Origin of the sequence: Mycobacterium sp. 20KCMC460 (genome assembly GCF_022179425.1) — a bacterium.
Lineage (GTDB): Bacteria > Actinomycetota > Actinomycetes > Mycobacteriales > Mycobacteriaceae > Mycobacterium > Mycobacterium kiyosense.
This window is the reverse complement of the sequence record NZ_AP025524.1, coordinates 2,053,969-2,069,203: the sequence shown is the minus strand read 5'-3', so window position 1 is coordinate 2,069,203 and position 15,235 is coordinate 2,053,969. Positions and strand designations below refer to the sequence as shown.

Genomic DNA, 15,235 nt, shown 5'->3' with positions numbered 1-15,235 from the left:
CTCGCGCACCGACCCGGTCGCCGCCTTCAGCGACCGGCCGTCACAACATGCAGCTGACGCAACCCTCTACCTCAGTGCCTTCCAGCGCCATCTGCCGCAACCGGATGTAGTACAGCGTCTTGATGCCCTTGCGCCAGGCATAGATCTGCGCCTTGTTCACATCGCGCGTGGTGGCGGTGTCCTTGAAGAACAGCGTCAGCGACAGCCCTTGATCCACGTGCTGGGTGGCCGCGGCGTAGGTGTCGATGATCTTCTCGTAGCCGATCTCGTAGGCGTCCTGGTAGTACTCCAGGTTTTCGTTGGTCATGTAGGGCGCCGGGTAGTAGACGCGACCGATCTTGCCTTCCTTGCGAATCTCCACCTTCGACACGATCGGGTGGATCGACGACGTGGAGTGGTTGATGTAGGAGATCGACCCGGTCGGCGGCACCGCCTGCAGGTTCTGGTTGTAGATGCCGTGCTGCTGCACCGACTCCTTGAGCCGCTTCCAGTCGTCCTGGGTCGGGATCCGGATGCCGGCGTCGGCGAAGAGTTGGCGCACTTTGTCGGTGGCCGGCTCCCACATCTGCTCGGTGTACTTGTCGAAGAACTCTCCCGAGGCGTATTTGGACCGCTCGAATCCCTTGAAGTGCGTGCCTCGTTCGATCGCGATGCGGTTCGACGCGCGCAGCGCGTGGTAGAGCACGGTGTAGAAGTAAATGTTGGTGAAGTCGATGCCCTCTTCGGAACCGTAGAAGATGCCCTCCCGCGCCAGGTATCCGTGCAGGTTCATCTGCCCGAGCCCGATCGCGTGAGAGTCGTTGTTGCCCTGCTCGATTGACGGCACCGAGGTGATGTGCGTCTGGTCGCTGACGGCGGTCAGCGCCCGGATGGCCACCTCGATGGTCTGCGCGAAGTCCGGCGAGTCCATCGTCTTGGCGATGTTCAGCGACCCCAGGTTGCACGAAATGTCTTTGCCCACTTTGGCATACGACAAGTCGTCGTTGAACAGCGATGGGGTGGAGACCTGCAGGATCTCCGAGCACAGGTTCGAGTGGGTGATCTTGCCCTCGATGGGATTGGCCCGGTTCACCGTGTCCTCGAACATGATGTAGGGGTAGCCGGACTCGAACTGCAGCTCGGCCAGCGTCTGGAAGAACTCGCGCGCCTTGATCTTGGTCTTGCGGATGCGCGCGTCGTCGACCATCTCGTAGTACTTCTCGGTGACCGAGATGTCGGCGAACGCCTTGCCGTAGACACGTTCGACGTCGTACGGCGAGAACAGGTACATGTCCTCGTTCTTCTTGGCCAGCTCGAAGGTGATGTCCGGGATCACCACGCCCAGGCTGAGCGTCTTGATGCGGATCTTCTCGTCGGCGTTCTCCCGCTTGGTGTCCAGGAAGCGGTAGATGTCGGGGTGATGCGCGTTGAGGTACACCGCGCCGGCGCCCTGACGCGCACCCAGCTGGTTCGCGTAGGAGAAGGAGTCCTCGAGCAGCTTCATGATCGGGATGACGCCCGAGGACTGGTTCTCGATGTTCTTGATCGGCGCACCGTGTTCGCGAATGTTGGTCAGCAGCAACGCAACTCCCCCACCACGCTTGGACAGCTGCAGCGCGGAGTTGATGGAGCGCCCGATGGACTCCATGTTGTCCTCGATGCGAAGGAGGAAGCAATTGTGCACGACGGTTCCGCGAATCGTGTATGTGTGCGTGTCCTCGACATGCAGGTTGTAGACCTTGGCGGGAACTTCCTGTGTGTGCCGCAGTTCCCGGATGCCGTACACGTGCCGTCCGTGTACGACCTGATAGGTGGTGCGCGACGTCCCCTTCTGGCCGACGTAATTGTGCAGATTCTTGCCGACGTCAAAGATGAAGTCCTCGTTGGCGCCGGGCAGACCGGGCACAAACACCTGCCCGGTCGTGTTACCCGACTGGTTGACGTACTGGCGAACCCTGGACATGATCCCGTTTCGGCGCAGCAGGAGTTGCACCTGATCGACCAGACTCGGATTGACCAGGTCGAGCACCATGCCGCCGGTGGTGCTGCACCCGTCACCGCGGAACAACCCGGCCAGCAATCCGCGTTGGAACTCTTCGTCGGCCGTTAGAACTTCGTGGGACAACCGTTTCAAGTTGTATCCCGTGCCGACCAACGAGAAGAACAGTGACGCAACGACCTTGCTGTTGCAGATCATGCGCACCGACTGGTCGGACATGCTCTGGTGAACGGCGAGGTCGGCGGCGAACACCCGCTTGAAAGCCGCCGCCAGCTGATGCTGGTATTCGAGTTCGTGCGTGCCGATCGTGAAATGGATGCCGTTGGGATTGCGCCCTGCGTGATCTGATCGCTTGGAAATATGCCCCTCGGCAACGTACCAACCAAGGAGAAGCCCTAGATCGTACGACTCTTCGACATAGCGATTCACCGAGATGAAGCGCATGTGGTGGCGCTGCTTGTTGCGGTGCTTTCGATCGGTGTTGACCTTGCGGATGAGGCCATCAACCTCTTCGTATTCGCCCTCGCCCACGTATTCCATCAGGTCGAAGGTCCGCCGCGGTCGTCCGCCCCGAGGTGCTGCCGTCACGATGAAATCCGAAGGACGAATGTCTTTGGCAGCCAACCAGACAAAGCCGTTGAACGGGTCGGCCCCGTCACCCTCGATGAGGGTCTGCACGTCGCGCGTGGTCCACACCAGGATGGGATGCTCGGGGGTGCACAGCAGGGGCTCCTTGTGCCCGAAGTGCGAGATGGATATGAGCGCTTGTTCGTTGGGGTTCTCGATGACGGCCTCGACCACGGAGAAGGACCCGTCGTGCGAAAGCACCTTGTCCCCTGTGCGCAGACTCTCAATCGCCCGCGGACCGTCAGGGGTATCTACTGGTGTTCCGGCGGGAAAGCACGAAACCGGCTCTCCGCGTTGCTTTTTGCCCGAATTCAGGAACGTCGGGGTGGCCGGCTGGAACCGGCCGTCGATGATCTCGTCGACCAGCTTCTCGGCCAGTCCGGTGTCACCGGAGGCCAACGTCAAGGCGACCATGACGACGCGGTCTTCGAAGCGCTCCAGGTAGCGCTTCCCGTCGAAGGTCTTCAGCGTGTAGGACGTGTAGTACTTGAACGCGCCCAGGAACGTCGGGAAGCGGAACTTCTTGGCGTAGGCGCGATCCAGCAGCGTCTTGACGAAGTTGCGCGAGTACTGGTCGAGAACCTCACGCTCGTAGTAGTTCTCGCGAATCAGGTAGTCGAGTTTTTCGTCCTGATTGTGGAAGAACACGGTGTTCTGGTTGACGTGCTCCAGGAAGTACTGGCGCGCCGCCAAGACGTCCTTGTCGAACTGAATCTTGCCCTCGGCGTCGTACAGATTCAGCATCGCGTTGAGCGCGTGGTAATCCGTTTCGTTCTGCGACCCGTGCGTGCCGGCGGTTACAGGCTCTGCAGTGACGGTTGGTGACACGTCTGTTCCTTCCAGAATTCGGCAAGACCTGAGCGAACGGCAACCACGTCGTCCGGAGTGCCCATGAGTTCGAATCGGTACAGGTACGGAACTGCGCACTTGCGGGACACCACATTGCCCGCGTAGGCGAATTCGGCACCGAAGTTGTTGTTGCCCGCGGCGATGACGCCGCGGAGCAGTGAGCGGTTGTGCTCGTTGTTCAAGAACGCGATGACCTGCTTCGGGACGTATCCCCCGTTGTTGATGTCGGGGGTTGCCCGGCCGCCGCCGTAGGTCGGCAGGATCAGCACGTACGGCTCGTCGACCTCGATGCGGCCGTGCAGCGGTATCCGCGTGGCGGGAACACCCAGCTTCTGCACGAAGCGGTGGGTGTTCTCCGACACGGAGGAGAAATAGACCAGGCTGTGCCCCAAGCTCTCCATGACCGCAGCCCCTGTTCGTCTACCGCTGTCTAGGCGCTCAGCGCCGATTCCGCGAGCGCCTTGATGCGGTCGGGACGGAAACCCGACCAGTGGGCGTTGTCGGCCACCACGACGGGCGCCTGCAGGTAGCCGAGCGCCATCACGTAGTCACGCGCCTCGGGGTCCAGGGTGATGTCGACCGTTTCATAGGCGATGCCCTGCTTGTCCAGCGCCTTGTAGGTGGCGACGCACTGCACGCATGCTGGCTTGCTGTAGACGATGATGCTCATGGGCGTACCGCTCCTTTGCGGGAGTGAGGGGTTAACGGGACTGGCAACGGCTTGAGTGGTGGGTCCGCACTGTGTTCAGCGCCCCGGGAGGACCCCAGATTCCCGTCCGCGGCCACCAGGTCGCGCGAGCTGGTGATGCCGATTCCGGGAGGATCACCGCCTCCTGCCGGGTCGGTGAGGACCTGGTCTGGATTTGGTGAACCTGGGATCTGCCGGTCCTCGAAACACTACACCTAGGGGGTGACAACGAGAAGAGATACAAGATGTTCGAAACAACATTCTTGAAATTCGCAGGTCGTAAGCTATTGCCGGGCGTGTCGTCGGCGTGTCGCAGATCACAACCGGCCAGCGACGGGGTAGATGGGCTACGCATGCCAATGGGTATATCAGCGGCCACCGACAAATCCGGCGCCACAGCGCAGGGCGCCCCCTACCAGCAAAGCCGCCGACGAGACCGTCGGCGGCTTTGACGGGACTGCGTCAGCCGACCTCGGCGACGAGCTTGCCGACCACGTCGCGCACATTGGCCGTGAGCTCCTCGTGCTCGGCCGGCGCCTTGCCGTCCAGCGACTTGAAGGGCACCGACAGCTTGATCGACTCGACCACCCGCGCCCCGGCGATGCCGAACGACTTGCGGGTCTCGTCGTGTGCCCACACGCCGCCGTACTGGCCCAGCGAACCCCCGATCACCGCCAGCGGCTTGCCTTTCAGCGCGCCGCTGCCGAACGGCCGGGACAGCCAGTCGATCGCGTTCTTGAGTACCGCGGGGATGGTGCCGTTGTATTCCGGGGTGACCACCAGCGCGGCGTCCGCCTCGCGCGCCGCGGCACGCAGCGCAGCCACCGCAGCCGGCTCGTCGTGCTGCGCGCCGACCGCGGGGTCGACGTCCTCGTTGTAGAACGGCAACTCGGCCAGCGCGTCGAACACGGTGACGGTGGCGCCCTCAGGAGCGACCTGGGCGGCAAGTTCGGCGATCTGGCGGTTGACCGACGCCGTGCGCAGGCTGCCCACCAGGGCCAGGATCTTGGTCTCGGTCACTTCTGTCGTCCCCTTTGCTCGTTGGTCCATATCCTTGCACGGATTAACCGGACTATAGTCCATTTTATTCCGATCGAGTTAGAGTACAGGGATGACCGGGATCGAACTACCGGTATCGGCTCCGCAACGGCAGCAGGAACGCAGCGACGCCGCACGAAACCGAGCGCTGCTGCTGGCTGCGGCCCGCGAGCTGGTCCGGCAGCGTGGCGCCGAGGCGGTCACCATGGACGACGTCGCCGCCGCCGCCGGAGTCGGTAAAGGCACCGTGTTCCGGCGCTTCGGCAGCCGGGCCGGGCTGATGACGGTGCTGCTCGACGAGGACGAGAAGGAAAGCCAGCAGGCATTCCTGTTCGGTCCGCCGCCGCTGGGTCCCGATGCGCCGCCGTTGGAGCGCCTGATCGCATTCGGCCGGGAACGGATCTGCTTTGTCCATACCCACCACGAGTTGTTGTCCGCGGCCAACCGCGACCCGCAGACGCGCCGGGTCGGTGCGGCCGCCGTGCAGCGCAGACACGTCCAGGTGCTACTTCGGGCCGCCGACACCACCGGCGATCTGGCCGTGCAGACCGACGCCCTGCTGGCCCTGCTCGACGTCGACTACGTCGAGCATCAACTCCGCGACGGCGGCCACACCCAAGAATCCCTGGCCGACGCGTGGGCCGGCCTGGCCCGCAAGCTGTGCGGCAGGTGATCGGGACCCGAATGCCGTCCTGGGTCTTACACGTCGACCTCGACCAGTTTCTGGCCTCAGTCGAACTGCGCCGACGCCCCGAACTGGTGGGCCTGCCGGTCATCGTCGGCGGCAGCGGCGATCCCACCGAACCACGCAAAGTCGTCACCTGCGCCTCTTACGAGGCCCGTGAGTTCGGCGTGCACGCCGGCATGCCGCTGCGCACCGCCGCCCGGCGCTGCCCGGAAGCCACCTTTCTCCCCTCCGACCCAACCGCCTACGACGCGGCATCCGAACAGGTCATGGGCCTGTTGCGGGACCTCGGCCACCCCGTCGAGGTCTGGGGCTGGGACGAGGCCTACGTCGGCGTGACCCCGCCGGCCGATCCCGCCGCGGTCGCCGAACAGATCCGCCACGTCGTCGCGACGCAAACCGGGCTGTCCTGCTCGGTCGGCATCAGCGACAACAAGCAGCGCGCCAAGGTCGCCACGGGATTCGCCAAGCCCGCCGGCATCTTCACCCTCACCGACGCCAACTGGATGGCCATGATGGCCGACCGGCCGGTCGACGCACTGTGGGGTGTCGGCCCCAAGACCGCCAAAAAGCTTGCTGCCGCCGGTATCTCGACGGTCCGGGACCTCGCCTACAGCGACGGCGAGCTGCTCACCTCGACATTCGGCCCGCGCACCGGCCTGTGGCTGTTGCTGCTGGCCAAGGGTGGCGGCGACACCGACGTCAGCGCCGAACCGTGGGTAGCGCGATCGCGCAGCCACGTCGTCACCTTTCCCCGCGACCTGACCGAACGTGGCGAAATGAATACGGCCGTCACGGAATTGGCTCGACGAGCACTCGCTGACGTGCTGGCCGAGGCGCGCATCGTCACGCGAGTCGCGGTCACCGTGCGCACCTCGACGTTCTACACCCGCACCAAGATCCGCAAACTCGACGCCCCGACCACCGACCCCGACGTCATCGTCACCGCCGCCCTGCGCGTCCTGGACCTGTTCGAACTGGACCGGCCCGTCCGCCTGCTCGGAGTCCGTCTTGAACTGATGATGCCGGGTTAATTACCCGACGGGATTCCCCGCGTCGGGGGACCGGGCCGCAGCGCACGGGTGAAGACCGCATTGACCTGGCGCATCGCCACGCTGTAAGGCCACCACGCCAACCGCTTGAACGCATACAACGCCCGAATGTCCGGCGAGGTGTAGACCAGGTACCGGTTCTTCGCCACGCCGTCCAGGATCTTCTCCGCCGCCCGTTCCGGTGAGACGGCGTGCCCGCTGAAGCGGTCGACCCAGCGGGCGACCTGCGGGTCCTCACGATCGACGCCCGCGATCTCCACAGTGTTGACCAACGGGGTCCGCACGGCGCCCGGCACCACGACGTTCACCCCGATGCCATGCTTGGCCAGGTCGAAACGCAGCACCTCGGACAATCCACGCAGACCGTATTTGCTGGCGCTATAGGCCGCATGCCAGGGCAGCGCCACGATCCCCGCCGCCGAGGACACATTGACCAGCCGCCCGCCGCGGCCGGCCGCCACCATCTGCGGCACGAACGACTCGATCACGTGGATCGGGCCCATCAGGTTGATCGCTACCATCTTGGTCCACTGGTCGTGGGAAAGCCGGTCGACGGTCCCCCAGGCCGACACTCCGGCGATATTGAACACCACGTCCATGCTGGAGTGGCTGGTGTGGATGTCGACGGCGAACGCAGCCACCTGGTCGTAGTCCGAAACATCCAGCACGCGATAGGCGGGCACCTGCGCGCCGAGTGCGCGCGCGTCAGCCACCGTTTTCTCCAGGCCCTCGGCGTCGCGATCGGTCAGATAGAGCTCGGCGCCTCGTGCCGCCAGCCGCAGTGCGGTGGCCCGGCCGATACCGCTGGCCGCACCCGTCACAAAACACCGCTTACCCGTGAAATAGTGCTCGGAGCCCCGCTGCGCCATGGTCGAGACGATACCGGCGGTCCGGTCCGAATCCGCGTGCGGCATTCCTAACGCGCCCGACCACCCCACAGCGCGTTGAGCCACAGCTGTTCGAGCACGCGCACCCGGTTCGGCAACTCGCTGTCGCGCCCGACGAGCAGCGGGTCACCGGTGAGCATCAGTGCGGTGGTGCCGGTCAGCGTGCGAATCAGGGTCGGCAGGTCGTCACTGATCGGTTGCGCGGTGCCGGCCTTCACTTCGGCGTCGACGATGTTGACGATCTGGCCGAGCACCACCTGGAATTGCCGCTCCAGAATCTCGCGGATCTCGAGATCGGTGTGCCGGGCCTCGTTACACGCCTGCACCACCGGGTCGTGCTGCGCGTACACCGCCGCAGCGCTGCCCACCATTCGTTTGGCGAACTGCTCGGGCGACTCTCCCGGCTGGCGCGGCGCGAAGTACTGCGTGAGTTCGTCGAGTTCCTCGGCCGCCTCGGCAAGGATCTGGGCCAGCACCGAGTACTTGGAATCGAAGTAGAAGTAGAAGCCGGACCTGGCCACCCCGGCCCGCACGCTGATGGTGCTGACCGAGAGTTCGGCAAAAGGTCGCTCCTGCAACAAGTCGCGCACCGCCTGCATGATCGCCTGCCGGTGCTTGTCGCCGCGCCGGCGCTGTCCGGCCGAGCCCTGCCCGTCCTCGGCAGCCTGACTACTCACTTCTCGATCACATCCTGACCATGCACCACGCCGTTCCAAAAGAAAACTTGACAGGCGTCAAGTTTGACCGAGATATTAAGAGAAAGTGACCGCCGCCACGGCCGGTAAGGAGTGTCATGACAGCCACCATCAGCACCCCCGAATACGTCCTCGACCAAGCACGACGTCGGTTGACCCCGTCGGTCAACAACATTCCCGGGATGGGGCTGCTGGAGCGCCGGTTGCGGGAGACCCAGTTCCCGGAACGCCGACTGGCCGAGCCTCCACCGGGCAGTGGGCTCAAGCCGGTCGTCGGCGACCGGGGACTGCCGATCCTCGGGCACATGATCGAGATGTTGCGCGGCGGACCGGAATATCTGCAGTTTCTGTACGAAACGAAGGGCCCGCTCATCTTCGGGGACTCGCCGGTGCTGCCGTTCGTCGCTGCGCTCGGCCCGGATGCCGCCCAGGTGATCTACTCCAACCGCAACAAGGACTACTCGCAGCAGGGTTGGACACCGGTGATCGGCGCGTTCTTCAACCGCGGACTGATGCTGCTCGACTTCGAAGAGCACCTGTTCCACCGTCGGATCATGCAGGAGGCCTTCATCCGGTCCCGGCTGGTGAACTATGTCGAACAGATGGACCAGGTCGTATCGCAGGTGATCGCCGACGACTGGGTTGTCAACGATGCACGCTTCCTGCTGTATCCGGCGATGAAAGAACTCACCCTCGACATCGCCTCGATGGTGTTCATGGGTCACGAGCCGGGCACCGACCGCGAACTGGTGACGAAGGTCAACAAGGCTTTCACGATGACGGTCCGCGCCGGCAACGCCGTGATCCGCACCGGCATCCCGCCGTTCACCTGGTGGCGCGGCCTCAAGGCCCGGCAACTGCTCGAGGACTACTTCGCCGAGCGGGTCAAGGAGCAGCGCGGAAAGAGCGGCAACGACCTGCTGAGCGTGTTGTGCCAAACCGAGGACGAGGACGGTAATCGCTTCTCCGACGAAGACATCGTCAACCACATGATCTTCTTGATGATGGCCGCGCACGACACCTCGACCACCACCGCGACCAATATGGCGTATCAGCTCGCCGCCAACCCCGACTGGCAACAGCGTTGCCGGGACGAATCCGACCGGCTCGGCGATGGACCGCTGGACATCGAATCCCTGGAAAAGCTGGAGTCGCTGGACCTGGTGATGAACGAGGCGATTCGTCTGGTGTCCCCGGTGCAGTGGGCGATGCGGCGAACGGTACGCGACACCGAGTTGCTCGGGCACTACATACCGGCCGGCACCAATGTCACCGCATTTCCCGGGGTGAACCACCGGCTGCCCGAGCTGTGGACCGATCCGTTGAAGTTCGACCCAGACCGGTTTGCCGAACCGCGTAGCGAGCACAAGCGACACCGCTACGCGTTCACTCCCTTTGGCGGCGGTGCACACAAATGCATCGGTATGACATTCGGGCAGCTGGAGATCAAGACGATCATGCATCGGCTGCTGCGGCGGTATCGCCTGGAGCTGGCGCGACCGGGTTACGAGGCCAAGTGGGACTACCGCACGATTCCCATCCCGATGGACGGCATGCCAATCGTGCTGCGGCCGCTGTAGGTCAGCCGACCAATAGGTTCGCACAGGCGATCACCGCACGCAGCGCCGACTGCGTCGGATCGTCCGCCCAGCCCATCGCCCATTCGGCGCCGACGCCGTCGGTGCCGCGCACGAACGTGACGATGTCCCGGCCTGCGCGCATCTGGTGAAAGTTCAGTGTTTCCAGCATAATTCCGCGTTCGTGCAGCATCGCGGTGAGCGCCGCGACGGGTCCACCGGCGGCCGCGGTCGAGGTGTCGATGCGATCACCGAATGCGATCACGGCGCGGAAGTTGCGGGCCTGCGGCCCCAGCCTGGTACCCGGGCGCGCCGAGTCGGTGCACTCCCAGTGCCCCAGCCGCAGCGGGCCGGTGCTGCGGCCGAGACTCGCGGCGAAGCTCTGCCACGGCATCGCCGAACCCCGATCGCGCAAGCCCCGGGGCAGTGCGACGCCGAAATGGCGTTCGAACCACCCATCCGCGGTGTCGCCGAAGTGGTCGGAATCGTGAGAGAGGAGAGTCATGGTGCCGGTCTTCTTTGGCTCGAAGGAGCGACCGACGGTAGTAGCTTCCGACCCACAGCGGGGGGTCGGTCTGGATCAGACCCCGCTGCGGGTGCTGGCTACTACGGCACGCTGAAGAAGACGCACGAGCGACGACACTAGACCTCCCGTCGGCTGGCGCGCAAGTTGCTTTGCCGAAATCTGCGACCGGATCAACCCGTCGATACGCCGCATTCGCTTTGTCGGGGTTGACCAGAAAGTGCCTCGCGATCTGGGCGCACGGCGATAGCATTCAGGGGCTGTTCGCGGATCGACCGTTTGTGCGCTGCGGGGAAAGGCCAGGCAGATGAGGGCGAAGAAGAAAGTCATCACCGCAATCGCCGCTGCGATTTTCGCGGCCTACGCATTGTTGGCGACCGGCTGCTCGAAAACCATGGGCGGGGATGCGATCACGCCGGAGGTAACCGCGGTCCCGTCGGGCTGACACCGGCGTCAATTCTGTCGAAAGCGCCCACTGCGCCGGTATGACGTAGCTAACATTCCAGACGGCGGCGGCTGCAGCCGCCAGAGCATGTGCACTACGTCGGAAGGGCACTGGCTATGAGTGCTACGGGGAAGCGGTGGGTAGGCCGCATTGTGGGGGCAATACTGGTGACCTCGTTCGCCGCGCTGGCGGCCGGCTGCAACTTTACGCAGCCCAACGCACCTTCGGGACCGGCGCCGGTGCCGATAACAGTGCCGGTAGGCCCACCCACCGAGACACCACCGATCACCGGTGTGCCGACGTCCTAACACTGCGCCGGACGCCGCGCTCAGCAGGTGAGCAGCATGCACCCGGCGACGGGCCCACCGCCCACCGCGACCACACCCACCTCGGGCCGCCGGACAACCTGACGCTCACCGGCTTCGCCGCGTAGCTGCAGACATCCCTCGTGCAGCGCCCAGTAGCCGTGCATCCGACCGGCCGAGAGCTGACCGCCGTAGGTGTTGAGCGGCAGTCGCCCGTCGCGCGCGATCCGCGTGCCCCCCTGCACGAACGGACCCGCCTCGCCGTCGCCGCACACTCCGAGCGCCTCCAGCCAGGCCAGCGTGAGGAACGTGAATCCGTCGTAGAGTTCGGCGACCGCGATGTCGGCGGGGGTCAGTTCGGTACGCGACCACATCTGCGCGGTGGCATCCGACATCGCCATCTTCGGGTAGTCGGGGCGGTGAAACCATCCGCCGGAGCCATCGGAACCGCCGACCGCTTCGACGCGCACCGCGCGGTGCGGGCAATCGCCGGCGTAGTCCGCGTGTGACACCACCACCGCGATCGACCCGTCGATGGGCACGTCGCAATCCAGCAGTCCGAACGGTGTCGACACCAGCCGCGCACCCAGGTAGTCGTCCATGGTCATCGGATCGCGGTAGACGGCAAGCGGATTGAGCGCCGCATTGCGGCGACCGTTGAGCGCGATCCAGCCCAGCTGCTCTTTGGTGGTCCCGTACAGCTCCATGTGCCGGCGGCAGTTGAGCGCGAGCCAGTTGGCAGCCGAATAAGCTTGGGCCGCAACAAGATCATTGATGTCGTCCATCGCCCCGACGGCGGGCCTCTCGACTCCTTCGGCGGTTTCGAACATGCGCGCCAGCGGAGGCGCCGGCGCATTCTTCTCCTCCTGCTTCACCGGGACCGTGCCGCCCAGCATCTGGATGGTGCGGTAGATGACCACGTGCCGGGCGCGCTTCTCGGCGACGGCGCGGCACGCCGACATCACCGGGCTCAGCAGGCCGCCGGTACCGAATCCACTGCCGCAGTCGCCCGCCTCGATCCCCAGTTCGGCGTTGACCTCGGCGGCCGGGGTGTCGCCCAGCGTGGCGATGCCGTCGATGTCGGCGGCCACCAACCCGGCGTCGTCGATGGCGGCCCGCACCGCTTCCATGGTCAGGTCCAGCCCCGGGATTCCGGTGCGGCGGCCGATCCGGGAAATGCCGATGCCGGACAGAATCGCGTCTTTTTCGAAGTACTCCATCTGCACCGTCCGTAGCATCTACGCGCCGCATCCAACCTATTAATGGGGGATCCAGTAGAGCGTACTGTATTGGTGGTGACAACCGAGTCGACCACCTCCCCACTGCTGGTTGAGCATTGCGAAGACTGCGCACGCTGGGTGCACCCCGCGACCGGGACCTGCCCAGACTGCGGTGCCGCATTGACGGCCAAGCCGGTCTGCGGCACCGGGACCGTGTTCACCTACACCGTGAACTACCACCCCTATAACCCGGAGATCCCCGTTCCGTACGTCATCGCGCTGGTGGAACTCAGCGAGCAGAGCGGGCTGCGGGTGGCCGCCAATATCGTTGGCTGCGAACCAGATTCGGTGACATGCGGGATGCCTGTCGAGATCCGGCCGGAGAAGGGCGCGGGCGGCGCGCCACTGTTCGCGCCCGCCGCGACTAGTTGATCAGCGGATCGCGCGGCATGCCGAGGATCCGCTCGGCGATCTGATTGCGGGCCACCTCCGAGGTACCGCCGGCGATCGCCATTCCGCGCGCGCCCATGATCAACCGGCCGGACAGCGCGCCGGGGCCGTCCAGTAGCGCGACCTCGGGCCCCTGCAGCGCGGCCATGATCGCCGCGCCCTCGACCATGTGCTCGGCGAGCTTGAGTTTGGTGACGTTGCCCTCAGGTCCCGGGCCGGCGCCCTCGACACTGCGGGCCGCGCGACGCAGGTTCAGTAACCGCAGCGAATTCTCGTTCGCCAGATAGGTTCCCACTCGCACGTCTGCGCCCGCCAACCGGTCCGCGTGTTGCCGCGCCAGCTGCACCAGTTGGTCCGCCAGGCCCTCGTAGAACGATCCGCTGCCACCGATGCTCACCCGCTCGTTGCCCAGCGTGGCACGGGCGACCGTCCAGCCCGAGTTGGGTGCCCCGACGACGTCCTCGTCGGGCACGAACAGGTCGTTGAAGAACACCTCGTTGAAGTCCGAGCCGCCGGTGATCTGGCGCAGCGGTCGCACCTCGACTTCCGGCGCCTTCATGTCGACGATCACCGTGGTGATGCCCGCGTGCTTGGGCGCGTCCGGGTCGGTGCGTACGGTCGCCAGACCACGCGCACAGTAGTGCGCCCCACTGGTCCACACCTTCTGGCCGTTGATCTTCCAGCCCCCGTCGACGCGGGTAGCCCGGGTCTTGATCGACGCAGCGTCCGAGCCGGCGTCCGGCTCGGAGAACAGCTGGCACCAGATCTCGTCCTTGCGCAACGCCTTCTCGACGAATCTTTCGATCTGCCAAGGGGTTCCGTGCTGTATCAGAGTCAGGATCACCCAGCCGGTGATGCCGTAGTCGGGGCGCTTGATGCCCGCGGCACGGAATTCCTCGTCGATCACCAACTGCGCGACCGCATCGGCGGCCCGGCCCCACGGCTTGGGCCAGTGCGGCATCACGTAGCCCGTCTCGATCAGCTTGTCGAGTTGTGCATCCTTGTCCAGCGCGGCGATCTCGGCGGCGTCGGCGCGGATGACGGTGCGCAACTGTTCCGCCTCGGGCGGCAGGTCCAGGCTGTTGTCCCGCTTGGCGCCGGAAGCGGTGCGCTCGAACACATCCCGCGCGGGCACGTCACCGCCGAACAGCGCCGTGGTCACCAGCGCACGGCGCAGATGCAGGTGCGCGTCGTGCTCCCAGGTGAACCCGATGCCGCCGTGCACCTGAATGTTGAGTTCGGCGTTGCGGGCGTAGGCGGGGAACGTCAGGGCGGCAGCCACGGCGGCGGCCAGCCGGAATTGCTCCTCGTCCTCAGCGGCGGCGCGGGATGCGTCCCACACCGCGGCCAGCGCCGATTCCGTGGCCACCAGCATGTTCGCGCAATGATGTTTGACCGCTTGGAAAGTCGCGATGGTGCGGCCGAACTGCTGACGCACCTTGGCGTAGTCGACGGCGGCCTCCACGCAGTCGGCGGCACCGCCGACGGCCTCGGCGGCGAGCAATGTCCGAGCGCGGGCCAACGCGGATTCCCTTGCGCCCGGCAGGATGTCGTCGGCGGACACGGACACGTTCTGCAGCCGGACCCGCCCGGAGCGCCGGGTCGGGTCGAGGTTCTCCGGCGTCTCCACCGAGACCCCGGCACGCCCGCGTTCCAGCAGCAGCACGTCGTTGCCTGCCGCGATGAGCAACAGGTCGGCCAGTCCGGCACCCAGCACCACGCCGGCGTCACCGTCGGCTACGCCGTTGTCGATGAGCACATGCCCGCCCAAACCGATTCCGGCGGTGGATGTGCCGTCGATCAGCCCGGGTAGCAGCGCCTTCTGCTCCGGGGTGCCCTCGCTGGCGATCACCGCCGACGCGATCACGGTGGGTACGAACGGTCCGGGCGCGACCGCGCGGCCGAGTTCCTCGACCACCACCACCAATTCGGGCAGTCCGAAGCCGGAGCCGCCGTGCTCCTCGTCGATGTGCAGCCCGAGCCAGCCCAGTTCGACGATGCCCGGCCAGAACGAAGGGCGTGCCTCCTCCGGCGCATCCAGCAGTGCCCGGGCGGCCGCCCGGGCCTTCTGCGAGGTCAGGAACCCGCGAGCTACCTCGGCGAGTTCGCGATGGTCGTCGGTCAGTGCGATACCCATGCGGGCCCCTCCTCGCAGCACTACAGAACCCGCGTCGTTGCGGAATCCTGGATCGGTTTATGAGACTACTCAATGCCTC

At 65.3% G+C, this 15,235-nt stretch carries 13 protein-coding genes and 3 pseudogenes; 5 read left to right on the top strand and 11 right to left on the bottom strand.

Annotated features, from left to right (window positions below):
* Positions 1 to 40: 40 nt before the first annotated feature.
* The 6 genes and pseudogenes from nrdE to MKCMC460_RS09640 all read right to left on the bottom strand — a co-directional run.
* A pseudogene (nrdE, locus tag MKCMC460_RS31755) lies at positions 41 to 1,657 on the bottom strand (class 1b ribonucleoside-diphosphate reductase subunit alpha); the annotation flags it as partial.
* A 24-nt stretch (positions 1,658 to 1,681) separates the two neighbouring features.
* A pseudogene (locus tag MKCMC460_RS31750) lies at positions 1,682 to 2,869 on the bottom strand (LAGLIDADG family homing endonuclease); the annotation flags it as partial.
* Between the two features lie 6 nt (positions 2,870 to 2,875).
* Positions 2,876 to 3,433, bottom strand: a pseudogene (locus tag MKCMC460_RS31745) (ribonucleotide reductase N-terminal alpha domain-containing protein); the annotation flags it as partial.
* On the bottom strand, positions 3,403 to 3,855 hold the full coding sequence (gene nrdI / locus MKCMC460_RS09650; protein ID WP_236981683.1) for a class Ib ribonucleoside-diphosphate reductase assembly flavoprotein NrdI: 453 nt from the start codon (positions 3,853 to 3,855) through the stop codon (positions 3,403 to 3,405). The pseudogene MKCMC460_RS31745 and the gene nrdI, both read right to left, overlap by 31 nt.
* A gap of 29 nt (positions 3,856 to 3,884) precedes the next feature.
* Positions 3,885 to 4,124, bottom strand: a complete 240-nt coding sequence (locus MKCMC460_RS09645; RefSeq protein ID WP_236981682.1) for a redoxin NrdH — start codon at positions 4,122 to 4,124, stop codon at positions 3,885 to 3,887.
* 480 nt (positions 4,125 to 4,604) lie between these two features.
* Positions 4,605 to 5,162, bottom strand: coding sequence for an NAD(P)H-dependent oxidoreductase (locus tag MKCMC460_RS09640; RefSeq protein WP_370653100.1), 558 nt, complete (start codon positions 5,160 to 5,162; stop codon positions 4,605 to 4,607).
* A gap of 91 nt (positions 5,163 to 5,253) precedes the next feature.
* Here MKCMC460_RS09640 and MKCMC460_RS09635 point away from each other — a divergent pair, with 91 nt between their 5' ends.
* Both MKCMC460_RS09635 and MKCMC460_RS09630 read left to right on the top strand, forming a co-directional pair.
* Positions 5,254 to 5,853: a TetR/AcrR family transcriptional regulator gene (locus MKCMC460_RS09635; protein ID WP_236981680.1), complete on the top strand. Its 600-nt coding sequence runs from the start codon at positions 5,254 to 5,256 to the stop codon at positions 5,851 to 5,853.
* 11 nt (positions 5,854 to 5,864) lie between these two features.
* Positions 5,865 to 6,899, top strand: a complete 1,035-nt coding sequence (locus tag MKCMC460_RS09630; protein ID WP_236983928.1) for a DNA polymerase IV — start codon at positions 5,865 to 5,867, stop codon at positions 6,897 to 6,899.
* On the opposite strand, the gene MKCMC460_RS09625 is transcribed toward MKCMC460_RS09630, so the two are convergent.
* Positions 6,896 to 7,786 carry an SDR family oxidoreductase gene (locus tag MKCMC460_RS09625; RefSeq protein WP_236981679.1) on the bottom strand — a complete coding sequence of 297 codons (891 nt, stop codon included), beginning with the start codon at positions 7,784 to 7,786 and terminating at the stop codon, positions 6,896 to 6,898. The two genes, MKCMC460_RS09630 and MKCMC460_RS09625, sit on opposite strands and share 4 nt — an antisense overlap.
* Positions 7,787 to 7,833: 47 nt before the next feature.
* Entirely contained in the window at positions 7,834 to 8,481 is a 648-nt protein-coding gene (locus MKCMC460_RS09620; RefSeq protein WP_370653099.1) for a TetR/AcrR family transcriptional regulator, read from the bottom strand.
* A gap of 116 nt (positions 8,482 to 8,597) precedes the next feature.
* Here MKCMC460_RS09620 and MKCMC460_RS09615 point away from each other — a divergent pair, with 116 nt between their 5' ends.
* Positions 8,598 to 10,079: a cytochrome P450 gene (locus MKCMC460_RS09615; RefSeq protein WP_236981678.1), complete on the top strand. Its 1,482-nt coding sequence runs from the start codon at positions 8,598 to 8,600 to the stop codon at positions 10,077 to 10,079.
* Position 10,080: 1 nt separating this feature from the next.
* Here the strand turns inward: MKCMC460_RS09615 and MKCMC460_RS09610 are convergent, their stop codons facing one another.
* Positions 10,081 to 10,581, bottom strand: a complete 501-nt coding sequence (locus MKCMC460_RS09610; RefSeq protein WP_236981677.1) for a homocitrate synthase — start codon at positions 10,579 to 10,581, stop codon at positions 10,081 to 10,083.
* 325 nt (positions 10,582 to 10,906) lie between these two features.
* Here MKCMC460_RS09610 and MKCMC460_RS09605 point away from each other — a divergent pair, with 325 nt between their 5' ends.
* Positions 10,907 to 11,044, top strand: coding sequence for a hypothetical protein (locus MKCMC460_RS09605; protein WP_236981676.1), 138 nt, complete (start codon positions 10,907 to 10,909; stop codon positions 11,042 to 11,044).
* A gap of 328 nt (positions 11,045 to 11,372) precedes the next feature.
* Here the strand turns inward: MKCMC460_RS09605 and MKCMC460_RS09600 are convergent, their stop codons facing one another.
* Positions 11,373 to 12,569, bottom strand: coding sequence for a thiolase family protein (locus tag MKCMC460_RS09600; RefSeq protein WP_238305628.1), 1,197 nt, complete (start codon positions 12,567 to 12,569; stop codon positions 11,373 to 11,375).
* Between the two features lie 75 nt (positions 12,570 to 12,644).
* Here MKCMC460_RS09600 and MKCMC460_RS09595 point away from each other — a divergent pair, with 75 nt between their 5' ends.
* Positions 12,645 to 13,001, top strand: a complete 357-nt coding sequence (locus tag MKCMC460_RS09595; RefSeq protein WP_238305626.1) for a Zn-ribbon domain-containing OB-fold protein — start codon at positions 12,645 to 12,647, stop codon at positions 12,999 to 13,001.
* Here MKCMC460_RS09595 and MKCMC460_RS09590 read toward each other — a convergent pair.
* Complete coding sequence (locus MKCMC460_RS09590) at positions 12,994 to 15,156, bottom strand: acyl-CoA dehydrogenase (RefSeq protein WP_236981674.1); 2,163 nt, start codon at positions 15,154 to 15,156, stop codon at positions 12,994 to 12,996. The two genes, MKCMC460_RS09595 and MKCMC460_RS09590, sit on opposite strands and share 8 nt — an antisense overlap.
* Positions 15,157 to 15,235: the final 79 nt, after the last annotated feature.